This is a genomic window from Bradyrhizobium sp. SZCCT0148 (genome assembly GCF_018129985.1).
Lineage (GTDB): Bacteria > Pseudomonadota > Alphaproteobacteria > Rhizobiales > Xanthobacteraceae > Bradyrhizobium > Bradyrhizobium japonicum_H.
Window position 1 is genome coordinate 1,476,149 of the sequence record NZ_JAFCKT010000001.1, and the last position, 18,147, is coordinate 1,494,295.

The 18,147-nt window shown below is 64.6% G+C and carries 16 protein-coding genes and 1 pseudogene; 15 read left to right on the forward strand and 2 right to left on the reverse strand.

Annotated elements, in window-relative coordinates; all coding sequences use genetic code 11:
* Window positions 1–171: 171 nt before the first annotated feature.
* The 13 genes and pseudogenes from glgA to JQ580_RS07215 all read left to right on the forward strand — a co-directional run bounded on the left by glgA (window position 172) and on the right by JQ580_RS07215 (window position 12,448).
* The gene (glgA, locus tag JQ580_RS07155) at window positions 172–1,581 is read left to right on the forward strand and encodes a glycogen synthase GlgA (RefSeq protein ID WP_212278946.1); all 1,410 of its coding nucleotides are present in this window, start codon (window positions 172–174) and stop codon (window positions 1,579–1,581) included.
* A gap of 19 nt (window positions 1,582–1,600) precedes the next feature.
* A pseudogene (locus JQ580_RS07160) lies at window positions 1,601–2,739 on the forward strand (glycosyltransferase family 4 protein).
* Window positions 2,740–2,805: 66 nt separating this feature from the next.
* On the forward strand, window positions 2,806–3,087 hold the full coding sequence (locus tag JQ580_RS07165; protein WP_212278947.1) for a DUF3606 domain-containing protein: 282 nt from the start codon (window positions 2,806–2,808) through the stop codon (window positions 3,085–3,087).
* A 23-nt stretch (window positions 3,088–3,110) separates the two neighbouring features.
* Window positions 3,111–5,348 carry a glycogen debranching protein GlgX gene (gene glgX / locus JQ580_RS07170; protein ID WP_212278948.1) on the forward strand — a complete coding sequence of 746 codons (2,238 nt, stop codon included), beginning with the start codon at window positions 3,111–3,113 and terminating at the stop codon, window positions 5,346–5,348.
* 256 nt (window positions 5,349–5,604) lie between these two features.
* On the forward strand, window positions 5,605–6,345 hold the full coding sequence (locus JQ580_RS07175) for a FadR/GntR family transcriptional regulator (RefSeq protein WP_212278949.1): 741 nt from the start codon (window positions 5,605–5,607) through the stop codon (window positions 6,343–6,345).
* 54 nt (window positions 6,346–6,399) lie between these two features.
* Window positions 6,400–7,299 carry an NAD(P)-dependent oxidoreductase gene (locus JQ580_RS07180; RefSeq protein ID WP_212278950.1) on the forward strand — a complete coding sequence of 300 codons (900 nt, stop codon included), beginning with the start codon at window positions 6,400–6,402 and terminating at the stop codon, window positions 7,297–7,299.
* Between the two features lie 10 nt (window positions 7,300–7,309).
* Window positions 7,310–7,993 (forward strand): amino acid ABC transporter permease, encoded by a 684-nt coding sequence (locus JQ580_RS07185; protein ID WP_212278951.1) that lies wholly within the window; start codon window positions 7,310–7,312, stop codon window positions 7,991–7,993.
* 7 nt (window positions 7,994–8,000) lie between these two features.
* Window positions 8,001–8,669 carry an amino acid ABC transporter permease gene (locus JQ580_RS07190; protein WP_212278952.1) on the forward strand — a complete coding sequence of 223 codons (669 nt, stop codon included), beginning with the start codon at window positions 8,001–8,003 and terminating at the stop codon, window positions 8,667–8,669.
* 1 nt (window position 8,670) lies between these two features.
* The gene (locus JQ580_RS07195; RefSeq protein WP_106952247.1) at window positions 8,671–9,426 is read left to right on the forward strand and encodes an amino acid ABC transporter ATP-binding protein; all 756 of its coding nucleotides are present in this window, start codon (window positions 8,671–8,673) and stop codon (window positions 9,424–9,426) included.
* Window positions 9,427–9,446: 20 nt separating this feature from the next.
* A complete protein-coding gene (locus JQ580_RS07200; RefSeq protein WP_212278953.1) occupies window positions 9,447–10,241 on the forward strand; it encodes a transporter substrate-binding domain-containing protein in 795 nt (264 codons plus the stop codon).
* A 64-nt stretch (window positions 10,242–10,305) separates the two neighbouring features.
* Entirely contained in the window at window positions 10,306–10,752 is a 447-nt protein-coding gene (rpiB, locus tag JQ580_RS07205; RefSeq protein WP_212278954.1) for a ribose 5-phosphate isomerase B, read from the forward strand.
* 9 nt (window positions 10,753–10,761) lie between these two features.
* Window positions 10,762–11,679, forward strand: coding sequence for a ribokinase (locus JQ580_RS07210; protein WP_212278955.1), 918 nt, complete (start codon window positions 10,762–10,764; stop codon window positions 11,677–11,679).
* Between the two features lie 43 nt (window positions 11,680–11,722).
* Window positions 11,723–12,448 carry a sulfite exporter TauE/SafE family protein gene (locus JQ580_RS07215; RefSeq protein WP_212278956.1) on the forward strand — a complete coding sequence of 242 codons (726 nt, stop codon included), beginning with the start codon at window positions 11,723–11,725 and terminating at the stop codon, window positions 12,446–12,448.
* A gap of 9 nt (window positions 12,449–12,457) precedes the next feature.
* Here the strand turns inward: JQ580_RS07215 and JQ580_RS07220 are convergent, their stop codons facing one another.
* Window positions 12,458–14,506, reverse strand: coding sequence for a putative bifunctional diguanylate cyclase/phosphodiesterase (locus JQ580_RS07220; protein ID WP_212278957.1), 2,049 nt, complete (start codon window positions 14,504–14,506; stop codon window positions 12,458–12,460).
* Window positions 14,507–14,523: 17 nt separating this feature from the next.
* Window positions 14,524–15,681: an ABC transporter substrate-binding protein gene (locus JQ580_RS07225; RefSeq protein ID WP_212278958.1), complete on the reverse strand. Its 1,158-nt coding sequence runs from the start codon at window positions 15,679–15,681 to the stop codon at window positions 14,524–14,526.
* 203 nt (window positions 15,682–15,884) lie between these two features.
* Here JQ580_RS07225 and radA point away from each other — a divergent pair, with 203 nt between their 5' ends.
* Together radA and JQ580_RS07235 are read left to right on the forward strand one after the other, a co-directional pair.
* Window positions 15,885–17,333, forward strand: a complete 1,449-nt coding sequence (gene radA / locus JQ580_RS07230; protein WP_212278959.1) for a DNA repair protein RadA — start codon at window positions 15,885–15,887, stop codon at window positions 17,331–17,333.
* A gap of 168 nt (window positions 17,334–17,501) precedes the next feature.
* Window positions 17,502–18,131: a CvpA family protein gene (locus JQ580_RS07235; protein ID WP_212278960.1), complete on the forward strand. Its 630-nt coding sequence runs from the start codon at window positions 17,502–17,504 to the stop codon at window positions 18,129–18,131.
* Window positions 18,132–18,147 lie beyond the last annotated feature (16 nt).

Below are 18,147 nucleotides of genomic sequence, written 5' to 3' on the forward strand. Positions count from 1 at the left end.
GCTGTGTACACTTTTGCACTCACCAACAAAAAAAGCTCAGTCGCAGGCAGAGCTTAGGAACTTTTGTTGCATCGCAGAATTCAGAGAAGCAGCGCTTCACTGAGGAAGCGCCCTTGGAATTCGAAGATGGTTGGCAAAGACCACGTTTGTCCCGGTTGGTGGGCATAGCGAATGCGGATCCTGTTCGCGACGCCTGAAGTATCAGACTTCATTCAAGTTGGCGGACTTGCCGCCGTTTCTGCGGCCCTGCCGCGCGCCTTGCGAGATTTTGCTGACGTACGCGTCATCATTCCAGGCTATCCGGCGGTCCTTCGCGGCTTGAGCGATCTCAAGACCGTGGGTCGATGCCCGCCATTCGCTGCCCTGCCGGCGTTCGACGTTGATCTCGGACACACTGCGGACGGTCTGGCCTACTATGTCGTGCGCTGCCCGGAGCTATTCGAGCGCGACGGCACGCCCTATGCCGACGGCAGCGGCGCGGATTGGGGCGACAACAATGTGAGGTTCGCGACCTTCTCGTATGCGGCCGCGCAGCTTGCCAGGGGGTTGGTCGACAAGGATTGGTCGGCCGATCTGGTTCACGCCAACGATTGGCAATGCGCGCTGATCCCCGGCTATCTGGAATGGCACTACGCGCACATTCCGACCGTCTTCACGATCCATAATCTGGCCTACCAGGGTGTCTTCGACCGCAGCTCGCTCGCTCCGCTTGGGATTCCCGAAGCCAGCTTCAACATCGACGGCGTCGAATTCTACAACCGCCTGTCCTTCATCAAAGCGGGTCTGGTCTACGCCTCTCACCTGACGACGGTCAGCCAGACCTATGCGCGGGAGATCACGACCGCCGAATTCGGCTGCGGTCTCGAAGGTCTCCTGAGGCAGAGAGCTGACCGCAACCAATTGTCCGGCATCCTGAACGGCATCGACGAGAGCTGGGATCCGAGGACCTGCTCATCGCTGCTCCAGCCGTTCGGGGCCGGCGACTGGGCCGAACGTTCCTTGAATGCCGACGATGTCAGGGATCAGTTCGGGCTGGCGGTCTCTCGTGGCCCCTTGTTCGCCCTCGTCGCGCGCCTCGTTCACCAGAAGGGTGTCGACCTCGTGATCGAAAGCGCACAAGCCATCGTCGATGCCGGCGGCCAGATCGTCGTCACCGGCAAGGGCGAACCGCGGTTCGAACAGGCCCTGCTGCAGGCGCAGGCTCGCGCGCCCGGCTCCATCGCCGTCAAGATCGGCTTCGACGATGCCGAGGCGCGGAAGATCTTCGCCGGCAGCGACTACACGTTGATGCCGTCGCGCTTCGAGCCATGCGGGCTGAGCCAGATGTATGCCCAGCGCTTCGGCTCCCTGCCGATCGGCCATCGCACCGGCGGCCTCGCGGAGACCATCGTCGACGGCGAGACCGGCTTCCTGTTCGACCATGTATCGGCGCCGGGCTTCCTCGGGAGCCTCTGCCGCGCCTTCTCGACCTTCGGCATGAAGGATCGCCTCGACCACATGCGCAGGTCCGCGATGGCTCAGGCGTTCAGCTGGAGCCAGTCGGCCAAATCCTACGCCGCGCTCTACAAATCATCGATCTAGCAGGCATCGGGGACGAACCATGAAGATCGCGCAAATCGCACCACTGGTTGAAAGTTGCCCCCCGCGTCTTTATGGCGGCACCGAGCGTATCGTCTCCTACCTGACAGAAGAGCTGGTGCGCCAGGGGCACGACGTCACGCTGTTCGCGAGCGGAGATTCGATCACGTCAGCGGAGTTGGTGCCGTGCTCGAAGATGGCCTTGCGTCTCGATCCTGATGTCAAGGACATGACGCCTCATCATATATCGTGATGCTCGATAAGGTGGCGCGGCGTGCGGACGAGTTCGACGTCCTTCATTTCCACATCGATCACCTGCACTATCCCTTGATGCGGCCCCACGCAGACCGGATTCTCACGACACTGCATGGGCGGCTCGATCTGCCGGATCTGCTGCCGTTCTACTCGGCCTTCCCCGAGTCTCCGCTGGTATCGATATCGAATGCGCAACGGCGTCCGATGCCGCCGGTCAACTGGCTCGGCACCGTGCTTCACGGCTTGCCCGAGAATGTCCTGCCTTACCAGCACGCGCCTTCCGGCGACTATTTTGCGTTCCTCGGGCGGATTTCACCGGAAAAGGGGCCAGAGAAGGCAATCGAGATTGCGGCCAGGGCCGGCGTCCCACTCAAGATGGCGGCCAAGATCGATGCCGCCGATCAGCGCTATTGGGATGAGGTCATCGCGCCCATGGTCGCGGCCCATCCGAACGTCGAGTTCATCGGCGAGATCAACGAATTCCAAAAGGCCGACTTCCTCGGCAACGCTCGTGCCCTGCTGTTTCCCATCTGCTGGCCGGAGCCGTTCGGCCTGGTCATGATCGAAGCCATGGCTTGCGGCACGCCCGTGATCGCTTTCGCCCACGGCTCGGTGCCCGAGGTCATCGACCACGGGGTCAGTGGATTTGTCGTGAATACCTTGGACGAGGCAATCGCAGCAGCGAAATCGGTCGGCACTCTGGAGCGCCAGGCAATCCGCAAGCGGTTCGAGCAACGCTTTACGGCCGAAAGGATGGCGCGGGATTATCTGGCGGCTTACCGCCGTTTACCTGCGCTCCGGCAAGCACCGCAGCTCGACGTCCTCGCGATCTCTGCCGGCGAAAACGCGATCCGGATGCCCATGCCTTCCGTCGGCCGCGAGATGAGTACCGTCAGCGCGGGCTGACGCCGCTGCGACCGCGGGAACGGAATCATGGGGCGACGGTTACGACCACTTACAGGAGTTGCCGCCGTGCGCCGCTCGACACCCAGACCCGTCCGCAACAAGCTCGATCTGACCGACCGAGTACAGATGCGCCTCGTGAGAAAACGTTTGAGCCTGTCCGACGCCGAGTTGACCGCCATCGTCGGGCGGATCGGCAATTCGATCTCTGCGATCAGCAAGGAAGTCGCCAAACAGCGCGCCAACGTGCCGCCAAAGCCGGCCGATGTGCCGCCGGCGGCCGTGATCGCCGCGACCGGGGCCACCGAGCAGGCCTCACCGGAAATACCTTTAACAACGCCGACATCCTGACCGGATTGTCATTGGGGGCAAACATGGACCAAAAAACGCATCCGGACGACGCCCTGACGCGGGCGGCGTCGAGCCTACGCCGATCCCGGATCACGGAGGGAAAGCCGTTTCCGCTCGGCGCAACCTGGGATGGCCTCGGCGTCAATTTCGCGCTGTTCTCGGCCCACGCCACCAAGGTCGAGCTGTGCCTGTTCGATGATGATGGTAAAACCGAACTCGAGCGGATCGAGCTTCCGGAATATACCGACGAAGTCTGGCACGGCTATCTGCCGTCCGCCCGCCCCGGCACCGTCTACGGCTACCGCGTCCATGGACCCTATGAGCCGGACGCCGGGCACCGCTTCAATCCCAACAAGCTCCTGCTCGATCCCTATGCCAAGCAGCTGGTCGGACGGCTGCGCTGGGGACCCGAACTGTTCGGCTACAAGCTCGATCACGCCGACAAGGACCTGTCCTTTGACGAGCGCGACAGCGCCCGGCTCATGCAGAAGTGCCGCGTGATCGACCCCGCCTTCACCTGGGGCGCGTCGCGCAAGCCCGAGGTGCCGTGGGAGCGCACGATCGTCTACGAGATGCACGTCAAGGGTTTCACCCAGGCCCATCCGCTGGTGCCTGAAGCCGACCGCGGCACGTTCGCGGGGCTCGCGCATTCGGAAGTCCCCGCCTATCTGCGTTCGCTCGGCATCACCAGCGCAGAGCTGCTTCCGATCCATGCCTTCGTCGACGACAGCTACCTGGTCGACAAGGGCCTGCGCAATTACTGGGGCTACAACTCCATCGCGTTCTTTGCGCCGGAGCCGCGTTACCTGAAGACGCCGGTCGCGAACGAATTCAAGGAAATGGTCAACCAGTTCCACGCCCACGGCATCGAAATCATCCTGGACGTCGTCTACAACCACACCGCGGAAGGCAATGAGCTCGGCCCGACCCTGTCGTTCAAGGGGATCGACAACGCAAGCTATTACCGCTTGCTCCCGGACCAGAAGCGCTACTACATCAACGACACCGGCACCGGTAATACGGTGAACCTGTCGCATCCGCGGGTGCTGCAGCTGGTCGCGGATTCCTTGCGTTACTGGGCAACGGAGATGCGGGTCGACGGCTTCCGTTTCGATCTCGCCACCATCCTCGCGCGCGAACCCTACGGCTTCGACGAGGGCGGCGGCTTCCTCGATGCCTGTCGTCAGGATCCGGTGCTGTCCAGCGTCAAGCTGATCGCCGAGCCCTGGGACATCGGCCCCGGCGGCTACCAGGTCGGGCAGTTTCCGCCCGGCTGGGCCGAGTGGAACGACAAGTTCAGGGACACCGTGCGGGCCTTCTGGAAGGGCGATGAAGGCGCGCTTGCAGACTTCGCCAAGCGGGTCTCAGGGTCCGGCGATCTCTTCAACAAGCGCGGACGGCGGCCGTGGGCCAGCGTCAACTTCGTCACGGCGCATGACGGCTTCAACCTCAACGATCTCGTCTCGTACAACGACAAGCACAACGAGGCGAACGGAGAAGACAATCGCGACGGTCACAGCAACAACCATTCCTGGAATTGCGGGGCGGAGGGACCAACGGACGACCCTGAAATCATCGCGCTGCGCGAACGCCAGAAGCGGAACCTGCTCGCGACGATGCTGCTGTCTCACGGCACGCCCATGCTGCTTGCCGGCGACGAGTTCGGCCACACGCAGAACGGCAACAATAACGCCTATGCCCAGGACAACGAAACCTCCTGGCTCAACTGGATGGGAATCACGGCAAACGGCCGCAGCCTTCGTGAATTCGCGCGCAAGCTGATTGCGACGCGCAAGGCCTTTCCGATCCTCTATCGCAGCCGTTTTCTGGTCGGGTCTCACAACGAGGATCTCGACGTCAAGGACGTGACCTGGCTGTCGCCCTCCGGAGAAGAGATGAGCACCGAGCAATGGGAGGACGGCAAGGCCAAGTGCTTCGGCATGCTGCTCGATGGCCGCGCCCAGGAGACCGGCATCAAGCGCCGCGGATCGGACGCGACGATGCTCCTGGTCTACAACGCCCACTACGACGTCGTGAACTTCACTTTGCCGCCCGTCACCGACGGAAGCCGTTGGCTGGGATTGATCGACACCAACCAGCCGGATGCGCAAATGCCCGCGTTCGAGTTCGGTCATGATTATGGTGTGACCGGACGATCGCTCGTTGTCTTCGGCCTCGCCACCGAGAACGCGGCCACGCAACGCCTGCGCCAAGGTCTGGGGGCGCTGCTCGATATCGTCGAGACGCCGCTGCCCCGTTAGCCTTCGACGGTCTCCGTCGGAGCCATATCAGAGCCCGGCCGGCCTCCCGATCCGCGGCCAAGACTTTGCCTCGACCCGGCCGCAGGGCCGGATCGACGGCGAGTGCGCGGGCCGTGGCCGCAACAGCTGTGGCCAGCTTAGTGCCTTGCGCTTCCATGAGCGGAGGCGCTGCACGCTTGCGACCGATCATAGCCCCTTGACCGTCTCGTACTGGTTAGCATACTGGTCTGACCAAGATCAGACCAACGAGATCGGGATGGAACTCAAGCGAACCGCCGACGGCGAAACCGGGTTCGAGAAGGTATTTGCCTTCCTGCGGGAGCGGCTGCTTGCGGGCTCGCTCAAGCCGGGCGACCGCCTCATCTCGGAGCGCGAGCTGGCCACGCTCCTCGGCGTCAGCCGGCCGATCGTCCGCGAGGCGCTGCGCGCCCTCACCGTGCTCGGCATCGTCGAGATCCGCGACCGCATCGGCACCGTGGTAACGCGGCCGGACGTCTCCGTGCTGAATGACTTCTTCACCTTCGCGCTCGCCCAGCAGGCGGACATGCTCGACGACGTCATGCAGGCGCGTGTCGCGATCGAATGCCAGGCCATCCGTCTCGCCTGCGAGCGCGCCAACATTGCCGATTTCGAACGCCTGCAGCGCGCGCTCGCGAAAATCGGCGAGACGATCGACGAGGCGGATGCCGGCGGCATGGCCGATTTCGAATTCCATCGCGCCATCGTCGTCGCCTCGCATTCGGAGACGCTGACCGTGCTGCACGGTTCGCTGGCCGGCCTCTTGACCCATTCGCATCGCAGCCGCCGCAAGCTGGTCCAGGCCTTCCCGTCGATGAAGACGTACCTGATCGACGACCACCGCCGCATCTTCGACGCCGTGATCGCGCGCGACCCCGAGCGCGCCGACGCGACGCTGCGCAAGCACTTTGCCATCGGCGACGAATACCGCAGGCGCGCCATCGTCGGCGACATCGACAGGACCATCGCCTCGGGCTGATGCAGGCCGGCCAAGGGACCAGGACTTCAATCAATCAAGAAACGGACTGACGACATGGGACGGAATGACAAGGGCAGCGTCGGCTTCATCGGCATCGGAACGATGGGCCGCGAGATGGTGCGCAACCTGCTGGTGGCCGGCCACGCCGTCCGCGTCTTCGACCTCAACGAGGCCGCATTGGCCGACAGCGTCAAGGAAGGCGCAGTTCGCGGCCGAAGCGCGGCCGATGCTGCGCAAGGCGCCGACATCGTCATCACCATGCTGCCCGACACACCCCATGTCGAAGCGACCATCTACGGCGAGCAAGGCCTGCTGAAGTCGCCGCCGCCGGGCAAGCTGATCGTCGACATGAGCACGATCTCGCCGGTCGCGGTCCGCAAGATCCACGCCGACCTGCAAAAGGTCGGTGTCAGCTTCATCGACGCGCCGGTCTCGGGCGGTCCCGTGGGCGCCAAGAACGCCGCGCTTTCGATCATGGCCGGCGGCGATGTGGACGCCTTCGCCAGGGCCGAGCCGTTCTTCCGCGCGATGGGCACGACCATCACGCATGTCGGCGCGTCCGGCGCCGGACAGACGGTCAAGCTCTGCAATCAGCTGATCTGCGGCATCAACATTCAGGCGATCTGCGAGGCGCTGGCGCTCGGCCGTGCTTCGGGCCTCGACCTCAACCTGCTGCGCCGGGTGTTGCTCGGAGGCTCCGCCGCCTCCTGGATGCTCGACAAGCTCGGGCCTGCGATGATCGCAGGCGACGTCTCTGCCGGCTTCCGGATCGATCTGCAGCTCAAGGACCTCCGCCTCGTGCAGGAGCACGCGCAGGCGCTGAGCGTGCCCCTGCCCGGCACCGCGCTCGTGACCAGCCAATATGTCGACGCCCGCGCTCATGGCGAAGGCAGCAACGGCAACCAGGCGCTGTTCCGCGTTTACGACCGCATGACCAACCAGACCACGGGTTGAACCTCCGACAATGAGCATCCAACTCGACTTTCCCGCAGTCCTGGAACGCTGGCCAAGCTTTTTGGCCGGCGCCGTACTGACGCTCGAGTTGGCATTCTTCGCGACCGTGCTGGGCGCCCTGATCGGCACGCTCGCAGCCGTCGGCCGCGGCTCGCGGAGCGCAGCGATTGCAGGCGCCTGCAAATTCTATGTCGAGGCGATCCGCAACACACCGTTGCTGGTGCAAATCTTCCTGGTTTATTTCGGCCTCGCCAGCCTGGGGCTGAAACTCTCCGCTTTCACCGTGGCGGTAGCGGCGCTGACGATCAATGTCGGTGCGTACACCGCCGAGATCATGCGCGCCGGCTTCGAGGCCATCCCTCGCGGGCAGATCGAGGCCGCCGAAGGCCTGGCGCTGTCGCGGTTGCAGATCTACTGGCATATCATCCTGCTGCCCGCGATCGAGAAGGTCTATCCGGCACTCACCAGCCAGTTCGTGCTGTTGATGCTGGCCTCCTCGGTCTGCTCGCAGATCTCGGCGGAAGAGCTCACCGCCGTCGCCAACTACATCCAGTCGGACACCTATCGCGCCTTCGAGACCTACATCATCGTCGCCGTGCTCTACATCATCCTGTCGCTGGTGATGCGCGCGGGCTTCTGGGGCCTCGGCCTTGTACTGTTCCCGCGCCGTCGCCGGCTCGGCACGCCGCTGTGAGATGACCATGGGCGGACATCTCAACATCAACCATCTGATGTTCCTCGGCCAGGGCGCGCTTTGGACGATCGGCCTGTCGGTGATCGCGCTGATCGGCGGCGGCATCGTCGGCTTCGTGATCGCGCTGGCGCGGATTTCGCCGCTCAAATCGGTGCGGATCGCCAGCGCCGTCTATGTCCAGCTCATCCAGGGCACGCCGCTGCTCGTCATCCTGTTTCTTGGCTATTTCGGCTTCGCCGCCATCGGCCTGAAGGTCTCGCCGCTTGCGGCCGCCGGCGCCTCGCTGACGCTCTATGTCGCCGCCTATCTCGGCGAGATCTGGCGCGGCTGCATCGAGTCGGTGCCGAAGCCGCAATGGGAGGCCGCCGAGGGCCTGGCGCTGAGCCGGACCCAGCGCATGATGAAGGTGATCCTGCCGCAGGCGATCCGCATCGCCACGCCGCCGACCGTCGGCTTCATGGTGCAGATCATCAAGAACACCTCGCTCGCATCGGTCGTCGGCTTCGTGGAGCTGATGCGTTCGGGCCAGATCGTCAACAACTCGCTGTTCGAGCCGTTCGCCATCTACGCGATCATCGCCGTCACCTATTTCGCCATGTGCTATCCCCTCTCCCTGTTCAGCCAGAAGCTGGAGAAGCGGATGGGGCGTGGCAGGTCCAACCTTGCGCCAGCCTGACATGCAGCAGAACCCATCATCCGAACCGATCGTGTCGCTCCGCGACGTGCAAAAGAGCTTTGGCCCGCTCCGGGTGCTCGACGGCGTCTCCTTTGCCGTCCAGCGCGGCGAAGTGCTCGCGCTGATCGGCCGCTCCGGCTCCGGCAAGAGCACGGCGCTGCGTTGCATCGACCGCTTCGAGAAGGTCGACGGCGGCGAGATCGTCGTCTGCGGCCACCGGGTCGACCGCCCCGACGTCGATCTGCGCGCGCTGCGCCAGGACGTCGGCATCGTCTTCCAGAGCTACAACCTGTTTCCCCATCTCACGATCGAGCAGAACATCACGCTCGCGCCTTGCGCGGTGAAGGGCATGGCGACGGCCCAGGCCCGGGATCTCGCCCGGAAGGTGCTGGCGCAGGTCGGGCTCGAGGAGAAGCTGCACGCCTATCCGGAGCAGCTCTCGGGCGGCCAGCAGCAGCGCGCCGCAATTGCCCGCTCGCTCGCCATGCAGCCCAAGGTGATGCTGTTCGACGAAATCACCTCCGCGCTCGATCCCGAGCTCACCAGCGAGGTGCTGAAGGTGATCGAGCAGCTCGCGGCCGACGGCATGACCATGGTGATGGTCACCCACGAGATGGGATTCGCCAAGGGCATCGCCGACCGGATCGTGTTCATGCATCGAGGCAAGGTTCACGAGACCGGACCCGCCTCGATCCTGACGTCGCCGACCACGCCCGAACTCACGCAATTCGTGGGGACGGGAAACCTAAAATCATAACAAGCAGAGGAGAACCAGGGATGACCAGGAAGATAATGCTGGGAGCTGCCGCCGCATTGTGCGGTTTCATCATGATGGCCGCGACACCGGCATCGGCCGACCTGCTCGACGACATCATGAAAGCGAAGAAGATCCGCATCTCGACGGACCTTGCCATTCCGCCATCGGGCATGATGGATTCCACCATGAAGCCGACCGGCTCCGACGTCGAGGTGGCGCAGCTGCTCGCCAAGGACTGGGGGCTCGAGCTCGAATTCATCCAGACCACCGGCGCAACCCGCATTCCCAACGTCCTGACCGGCAAGGCGGATATCATCATCTCGACCCTGTCGGTGACACCGGACCGCGCCAAGGTGATCGACTTCACCAAGCGCTACGCGACGCTGCAATCCGATGTCGGTTGCCTGAAATCCTCGACCGTCAAGGACTGGCCCGACCTGAAGGACAAATCGATCGGCGTCTCGCGTGGCACCACGCAGGACACCACCCTGTCCAACATGAAGGACAAGGACCTCAAGATCGCACGCTACGACGACGACGCCACCATGGTGACGGCAGCGGTCTCGGGCCAGGTCGATTGCGTCGGCTCGTCCGCGACGATCATCAACCAGATCGGCGTAAAGAATCCTTCGCGCGTGTTCGAATCCAGGATTCCGCTGGCAACCTTCGACCTCGCCATCGGCCTGAAGAAGGGGGAGCAGCCCCTGATGGACAAGCTCAACGCCTGGATCACCGAAAACGTCAAGAACGGCAAGCTCAACGCGATCTACAAGAAATTCCACGGCGTCGATCTTCCCGCGGATATGCGTAGCTGAAATCAGACGCCGTGACAGCCGCGTGCGGCTGTCACGGCCATTGCAAGGTCAAGAAGGACATCACATGCGTCTCGTCATCGGATCCGACCACGCCGGTTGGCCGCTCAAGCAGACCGTCATCGACCACATCCGCAAGCTCGGCCACGACGTCGTCGACGTCGGCTCCTATGACGACAAGCCGGTTGACTTTCCCGACATCGCCCGGGCGGTTGCCCAGAAGGTGACATCGGGCGAAGCAGCGCGCGGGATCATGGTCTGCGGCACCGGCGTCGGCGCTTCCATCGCCGCCAACAAGATGAAAGGCATCCGCGCCGCGGTCTGCCACGACGTCCATTCGGCGCATCAGAGCGTCGAGCATGACGATGTGAACGTCATGTGCATCGGCGCGCAGATCGTCGGCGCGTGGCTCGCCGTCGACCTCGTCACGTCCTACCTCTCCGCCGAATTCTCCACCGACGAGGATTTCCGCCGCCGCGTCGAAAAACTGCGCATCATGGACGAGCAAGGCTGACGTCGCGTCATGATCCTGGTGTTCGGGTCGATCAACATCGATCTGGTGGCGCAGGTCCCGGTGATTCCCGGCCCCGGCCGGACCGTGCTCGCACCCTCCTACCAGCGCCATTTCGGCGGCAAGGGCGCCAACCAGGCCGTCGCTGCCGCGCGAATAGCCGCACCCGGACAGGTCCGCATGGCGGGCCGCGTCGGACGGGATGGATTTGGCGACAGTGCGATCGAGAATCTCCTGGCCAATGGCGTCGACGCCGCGCTGGTCGTCAGGGCGGATGAGCCCACCGGCTGCGCCTTCATCACGGTCGATCCGGCCGGCGAGAATGCGATTACGGTGGCCAGCGGCGCCAATATGACGGCGAATGCGGGCGAGCTTCCTGCGGTGCTCTTCGGCGCCGGCACGGTGCTTGTGCTTCAGATGGAAATACCCTTTGCGCAGGCGCTGGCAGCGGCACGCCGGACGCATTCCGCTTCCGGCACTGTCATCTGGAATCTCGCACCCGTTCCCGAGGAGATGACCCGCGAGATGGTAACCGAGCTTCTCGCCGCCACCGACTTTCTCCTCGCCAACGAACACGAGGCGCGCGACGCTGCCGCTGCCATCGGCCTCGCTCGCTCCGATGACGAAGCCGCAGCAATGGAGCTCGCGAGGGCCGGCGACCTCACCTGCATCGTCACCGCCGGCGCCCAAGGCGCCTTGGCTGTCACAGCGGACGGAACCTGTCAGCGCGCGCCCGCGCCGCGTATCGTGCCCGTGGACACCACCGGCGCCGGCGACACCTTTGCCGGAGCATTTGCGGCGATGATCCACGAAGGGGTTCCGCTGCAGACCGCTCTTGGGGTCGGATGCGAAGCGGCAGCCCAACAGTGCCTCACGCCGGGTGCGCAGGCCGGCATGCCGACGCGGGCGAAGATTTCGTCTCTCGCTTAGCGCCGTCCGCGGCTAAAGTGCTGCGATTCCGGAGCCCTCCCCTTTGGCCTTCCTCTTTGTCCTTGCCGTCGGACTCGTCGCCGGCACCATCTCTGGCATCGTCGGCACCGGCTCGTCGATCATGCTGATGCCGGTGCTGGTCTATGCCTATGGGCCGAAGGAAGCGGTGCCGATCATGGCGGTGGCGTCCGTGATGGCGAACTTCTCGCGCATCCTGGCCTGGTGGCGAGAGGTCGACTGGCGGGCCTGCGCAGCCTATTCGGTCACGGGCATTCCAGCGGCCGTGCTCGGCGCACGGACGCTGTTGGCGCTGCCTTCGCACGCCGTCGATCTTACCATCGGCGTCTTCCTGATTGCGATGGTGCCGGTGCGGCACTGGCTGGCGCGGCACGACCTCAAGGCCAATCTCTGGCATCTGGCGATCGGCGGCGCCGTGATCGGCTATCTCACCGGCATCGTGGTCTCGACCGGCCCGCTCAGCGTGCCGCTGTTCCTGTTCTATGGCCTGTCCAGGGGGGCTTTCCTGGCGACCGAGGCCGCGAGCTCGCTCGGCCTCTACTTCGCCAAATCGGTGACCTTCGAGCGCTTCGGCGCGCTGACCGGCGATGTCTTCATGAAGGGCCTGATCGCGGGCTGCTCGCTGATGGCGGGCGCCTTCATCGCAAAACGCTTCGTGCTGCATCTGAAGCCGGACATGTTCCGCCTTGTGATGGACGCGATCATGATCGCAGCCGGGCTCTCGATGCTGTGGAATGCGACGCAGCCGTAACGGCTGCGCTCAGGCGGCAAATTCGGGAGCGATCGAAGGGCTGTCGGTGACGATGCGGCTCTCGGACTTGGGCCGCTTCGCGAGCCATTCGAGCATGGCGTCGAGTGGCTGCGGCCGCTGGTAGAGATAGCCCTGCCCGAACCTTACGCCCATCTCGCGCATGGCCGCCGCCTGCTCGGGCCGCTCGATGCCTTCGGCGATCAAAGTGAGGCCTAGCGTGCCGGCGAGCGATGCGATGACGCCCACGATCGCCTTGTCTTCTGCGCTGTCGGGAATTTCGCTGATGAAGGCTTTGTCGATCTTGACCTTGTCGAGCGGGAAGCGCCTGAGATGGGCGAGCGATGAGTAGCCGGTGCCGAAATCGTCGAGCGCGATGGTGGCACCCAGGCGGCGCAGGCGATGCAGCGTCGCGGTGGCGCTGGCGATGTTGTTGATCAGCGATCCCTCGGTGATCTCGAGCTCGAGCGAGCTGACCGCAACGTTGAAGCGCGCGCAGGTCGCGCGCAGCTCGGCGGCGAGCGAGTGGTCGGCAAGCTCGGACGGCGGCAGATTGATCGCGATCCGGATCTGCGGTCGGCCGGCGGCGGCCAGGCGCTGCAAGGCCCAGCAGGCCTCGGTCAGCACGTAGCGGGTCAGCCGCGCATTGTTGCCGCTGCGTTCGATCAGCGGCAGGAATTCGCCGGGACCGATCACGCCATGTTCGGGATGGCGCCAGCGGATCAGCGCCTCCAGACCGACGACGTCGTGGCTTTCGAAGTCGACCTGGCCCTGGTACCAGACCTCGAACTGCCCCTCGGCAAAGCCCGTTGGAATGGCGAGCTCGAGATCCCTGCGGCGGCGATAGTCGCGCTGCAGCGCTTCGTCGAGCACGGCGACCGTGCCGGGCGCCTTGCTCTTGGCGTGATAGAGCGCGATGTCGGCCAGCGTCGGCAGATGCGACAGCTCCGGATCGTCGGCGCGGCGCACGGCAAGGCCGATGCTGGCGCGCGGCACGACCTGCTTGTCGTGGAGCCGGATCGGTTCGGAAATGGCGTCCAGCACCTGCTGGGCGAATGCGTGCGCCGCCTTTTCGTGACCGACCTCGGGACGGATGACGACGAACTCGTCACCGCCGAGCCGGGCGACCCAGTCCTCCGCCTCGACCGCGCCGCGAAGGCGCTCGGCGATATGAACCAGGAAATTGTCGCCGGCTTCGTGGCCGAAAGTGTCGTTGATGCCCTTGAAGTCGTCGAGATCGATGAAGCAGAACGCGACCAGCGCATCCGGCCTGCCTCCATCGCGACTCGCCACGGCCAGCCGCTCGGTCAGGGAGCGCCGGTTGGGCAGTCCCGTGAGCGGATCGTGCCCCGCCATGTGCCCGAGCCGGTCGAGCGCGCCCGATGTCGTGTGCTGCATGGCGTTGAAGGCGCGCGCGAGCTGGCCGAATTCGTTGGAGGATTTGACGTCCGCCGGATAGGCCCGGCCGTCTTGCTTGCTGCGCTGGATCGCCGACATCATGGCCGCCAGCGGCCTGCCGATGAAGATGTTGGCGGAGATCCGCATCGCGATCAGGGTCGCGAACGTCGCGAGCAGGCCGACGACCAGCAGGCGCACCATCCGGCTGCCCGCGCCCGCGTAAAGCCCCGCATAGGAATAGTCGATGACGATACGACCGGCGTGGACCGCTATGTTGCCGTTGCTGTAATGGACCGGGCGCGAGATCTCTGCGATCGAATGGTCTGCGGAGCGCGCCACCACGCGGGCGATCGCGGCGCCCGTATCGTCATAGACGGTCGCTCCGGCGATGGTCTCGTCGTTCATGATCTCGTTGAGCACGCCGGTCACCTGGTCGTAGCGCATCTTCCAGAGCGGCTCGGCGATCAGCTCGGCCCGGCTCTCGGCGACGCGGGCCATGTGGGCATCGAGCTGACTGATCTGGGACCAGAAGCTCGAAGCCTCCATGCCGGTCGAGGCGAGCAATTGCACCAGCAGCAGCACGGGCACCGTAGCCCAGATCATGGCGCGAACGACCGGGCGCAAGCGCGGTGCGGCCGGCTCGTGGCGTTCAGGATCAGTCATCGCCTCATCCTTGCTCATCAGTCGGCAACGCCTTCAGGAACCGGCATGGACGAAACGAGCGCGTCGAGGGAGAAGTCATAGTGGCCGCAGCGACCCGCCTTCGCCCTGAAGCGGGCAAAGTCGATCCGGTCGAACGCGCGCGTCTTGATGAGGTCGGCGACCGAGCCGAGATTTTGGCGCGTGATCGCGGACGTCTTGACCTCGACCCGAGGCGACACAGCCGCGAAATCGCAGCCGTCGGCATAGTCGCGCAACAGGACGATCGACCAGCCGCCCAGCAGGAAATGCCCGCCATCGGTCAGCAGCAGGCGGCCTGCCCTGATCTCGCGCAACGCCTCCTCCGACCAGTTGAGGCCAACGAGCTGGATGTCGCGGCCAGGCACGAGGCCGGCGGCAGTCGCCGCGCGCATCGCACCGAGTGCCATGGGATCGTTGCCGGCCCAGATACCGGCGGGTCGGATCTGCTTGCGCGAGGCCCAGCTTAGATAATTCGCGGTGACGGTCTCGGCTTCCGACTGCGTCCAGTTGGCGAACAGCAGCCGATCCACCACAACGTCGGGCGCGGCATCCACCGCGAGCTTGAGACCGGCGTTGCGCGCGATCGAGGCCGGCGTGATCTCGTCACCGCCGATGCCGAGAATGTGGATCTTGCCGTCCGGGCTCTGCCATTTCTCGTCACGCGCAGTTCGGATCAGCGCATTCGCCATCCGTTCGCCTGCGGTCTGAAGATCGGTCGTGATGTCGCCGAGCCAGGTCTTGAGCTTCTGCCTGGGCGGTCCAAGACGCACCGCGTCCTCGCCGATGAGCGTGTTCGAGAGCAGCAACGTCTTGACGCCGGCAGCCTCCGCCGCTTCCATGATCGGGACGGCGGCGGATTCCTCGTTCGACAGGATGAGGAAATCGGGCTTGTCGTGACGCGCCACCACGCCGAAGCCGAGCTCCTGCATGGTGCGATAGTTGCGCTCGCTGGTTAGCACCTCGACACGCGCGTCGAGCTTGCGGCCGGCGGCCTGCATGGTCTGCGCGACCATGTCCCAATAGACCTCGCCAATCTTGCCGGGATTGACGAAGACGATCTCCAGACGCTTCGCAGCCGCCGCGACAGCGCCGCCTTGCGGCATAAGAACGCCCCAGGCCATGCCCGCAGCGAGCAATATCCGCCAAAGCCCCGTCATTCGTATCGCCATCCCCGCTTGGTTCCAATGCTGGACCCGCGTCTGCTAAAATTTGGCAAAGTTCCGCAAGGCGCGGCCGGTAGAGCTAACAAAGGGTGTATCGGGCACGCGGAGTTGCGGTAGTCGACGTGCGTCGGGTTCGCTCCTCGACCTGTCATTCCGTGCTATCAGCGCAAACCCGAAACCCGCGACTCGCTGTCCCTATGGCCAAGAACACGCTTTCCTTCGTCTGCCAGAACTGCGGCGCGGCCTACAACCGCTGGCAGGGCAAGTGCGAATCCTGCGGCGAGTGGAATACGCTCGCGGAAGAGGACACCAGCGGCAGCGTGCCGGTCTCGATTCGCTCCAAGCGCAAGGGACGGACGTTTGCGCTGGAGAGCCTGTCGGGCAAAACCCAGGATGCGCCTCGCCTGTCCTCAGGCATGACCGAGCTCGACCGCGTCACCGGCGGCGGCTTCGTCCGCGGCTCGGTGCTGCTGGTCGGCGGCGATCCCGGCATCGGCAAATCGACGCTGTTGACGCAAGCCACCAGCATGATGGCGCGCGCCGGCCACCGCATCGTCTACATCTCGGGCGAAGAGGCGGTCGCGCAGGTGCGGCTGCGGGCCGAACGGCTTGGGCTGTCGGATGCACCGGTGCAGCTCGCCGCCGAGACTTCGGTCGAAGACATCGTCTCGACGCTGTCCGAGGGCGCGGTGCCCCGGCTGATCGTGATCGATTCGATCCAGACGATGTGGACCGACACGGTGGAATCGGCCCCGGGAACGGTAACCCAGGTCCGCGCCTCGGCGCAGGCGCTGATCCGTTTCGCCAAGAAAACCGGCGCTGCCATCATCCTGGTCGGCCATGTCACCAAGGACGGCCAGATCGCCGGTCCCCGCGTCGTCGAGCACATGGTCGACGCCGTGCTGTCGTTCGAGGGCGAAGGCTCGCAGCAATTCCGCATCCTGCGCGCCGTGAAGAACCGTTTCGGGCCGACCGATGAGATCGGCGTGTTCGAGATGACGGGCCTGGGCTTGCGCGAAGTCACCAACCCTTCCGAGCTGTTCCTGTCCGAGCGCGACCTCGGCACGCCCGGCACCGCAGTGTTCGCGGGCATCGAAGGCACGCGGCCCGTTCTGGTCGAATTGCAGGCGCTGGTGGCGCCGACCTCACTTGGCACCCCGCGCCGGGCCGTGGTCGGCTGGGATCAGAGCCGGCTTTCCATGGTGCTGGCGGTGCTGGAGGCCCATTGCGGGGTCAAGCTGTCCGGCCATGACGTCTATCTGAACGTCGCGGGCGGCTTGCGCATCCACGAGCCGGCGGCAGACATGGCGGCCGCGGCTGCGCTGGTGTCGTCCCTGGTTAACGCTCAGTTACCCACGGATGCAGTCTATTTCGGCGAGATTTCGCTCTCCGGCGTCATCCGTCCGGTGGCGCAGACCCCGGCGCGGCTGAAAGAAGCGGCCAAGCTCGGCTTCAAGCGCGCCGTGCTGCCCGAATCGGCCCGGGGCGGTGATGCCGGTGGCGACGCCGGACTGTCCCTGAACGCGGTCAACAGCCTGACGACGCTGGTCGCGGAGATCGCCGCCCGAGGCTCCCGCCGGGGCGAACAGAACCCGCAGGCGGAGAAAAATGCCACACCGGCAAGATTCCGCCGCGGAGAGGGTTAGCTGGTGGTGACGTCCCCCGCCCCCGCCGCTATACAGCCGTCACAAAAGCAGCATGGGATTGCGTAGTTGCGGCCTTGCCGGGAACGCCGTCTGCCCCTCTTTTAGGTCAGCGGCCAAGCACCGATTCGGCTAGAGCACCTTCGACGTACGAGCGGACCAGACCAGCCGATGCCAGTAACACTCCTCGACCTGATCCTGCTCGGTGTGATGCTGATCTCGGGCCTGCTCGCCATGGTCCGCGGCTTCATGCGCGAAATCCTGTCGATCGCGGCATGGGGCGCGGCGGCGATCGTGACGCTCTACTCCTTCTCGAAGCTGCTCCCGACCGCCAAGAGCTATTTCAACAACGACACCGTCGCGAGCGTGGTCGTGGTCGCCGGCGTGTTCATCGGCACCCTTGTCGTGGTCTCCGTGATCACGGTCCGGATCTCCGACATGATCCTGGATTCACGAATCGGCGCCCTGGACCGCACGCTTGGCTTCCTGTTCGGCCTGGCTCGAGGGCTTTTGATCGTCGTGGTCGCCTTCCTGTTCTTCACCTGGCTGGTTCCGGACAAGCAGCGCCCGGACTGGGTCACGGGGGCCAAATCCCGCGTGGTTCTGCAGGGAACCGGGGATTGGCTGATGGCCCTCTTGCCTGACGACCCCGAGAACACCATCTTGAAGAGATTCAAGAAAAACAAACCAGATGATGATCAAGCTGAATCCGAGCAGCAGCCTTCGGGCAGTGGCGACGGATACAGTAAACCTGCTCGTGACGGCCTGAAAAAGCTGATCGAGAAACCTGCGGCGCGTTGATTGCCCCTAACGAGAG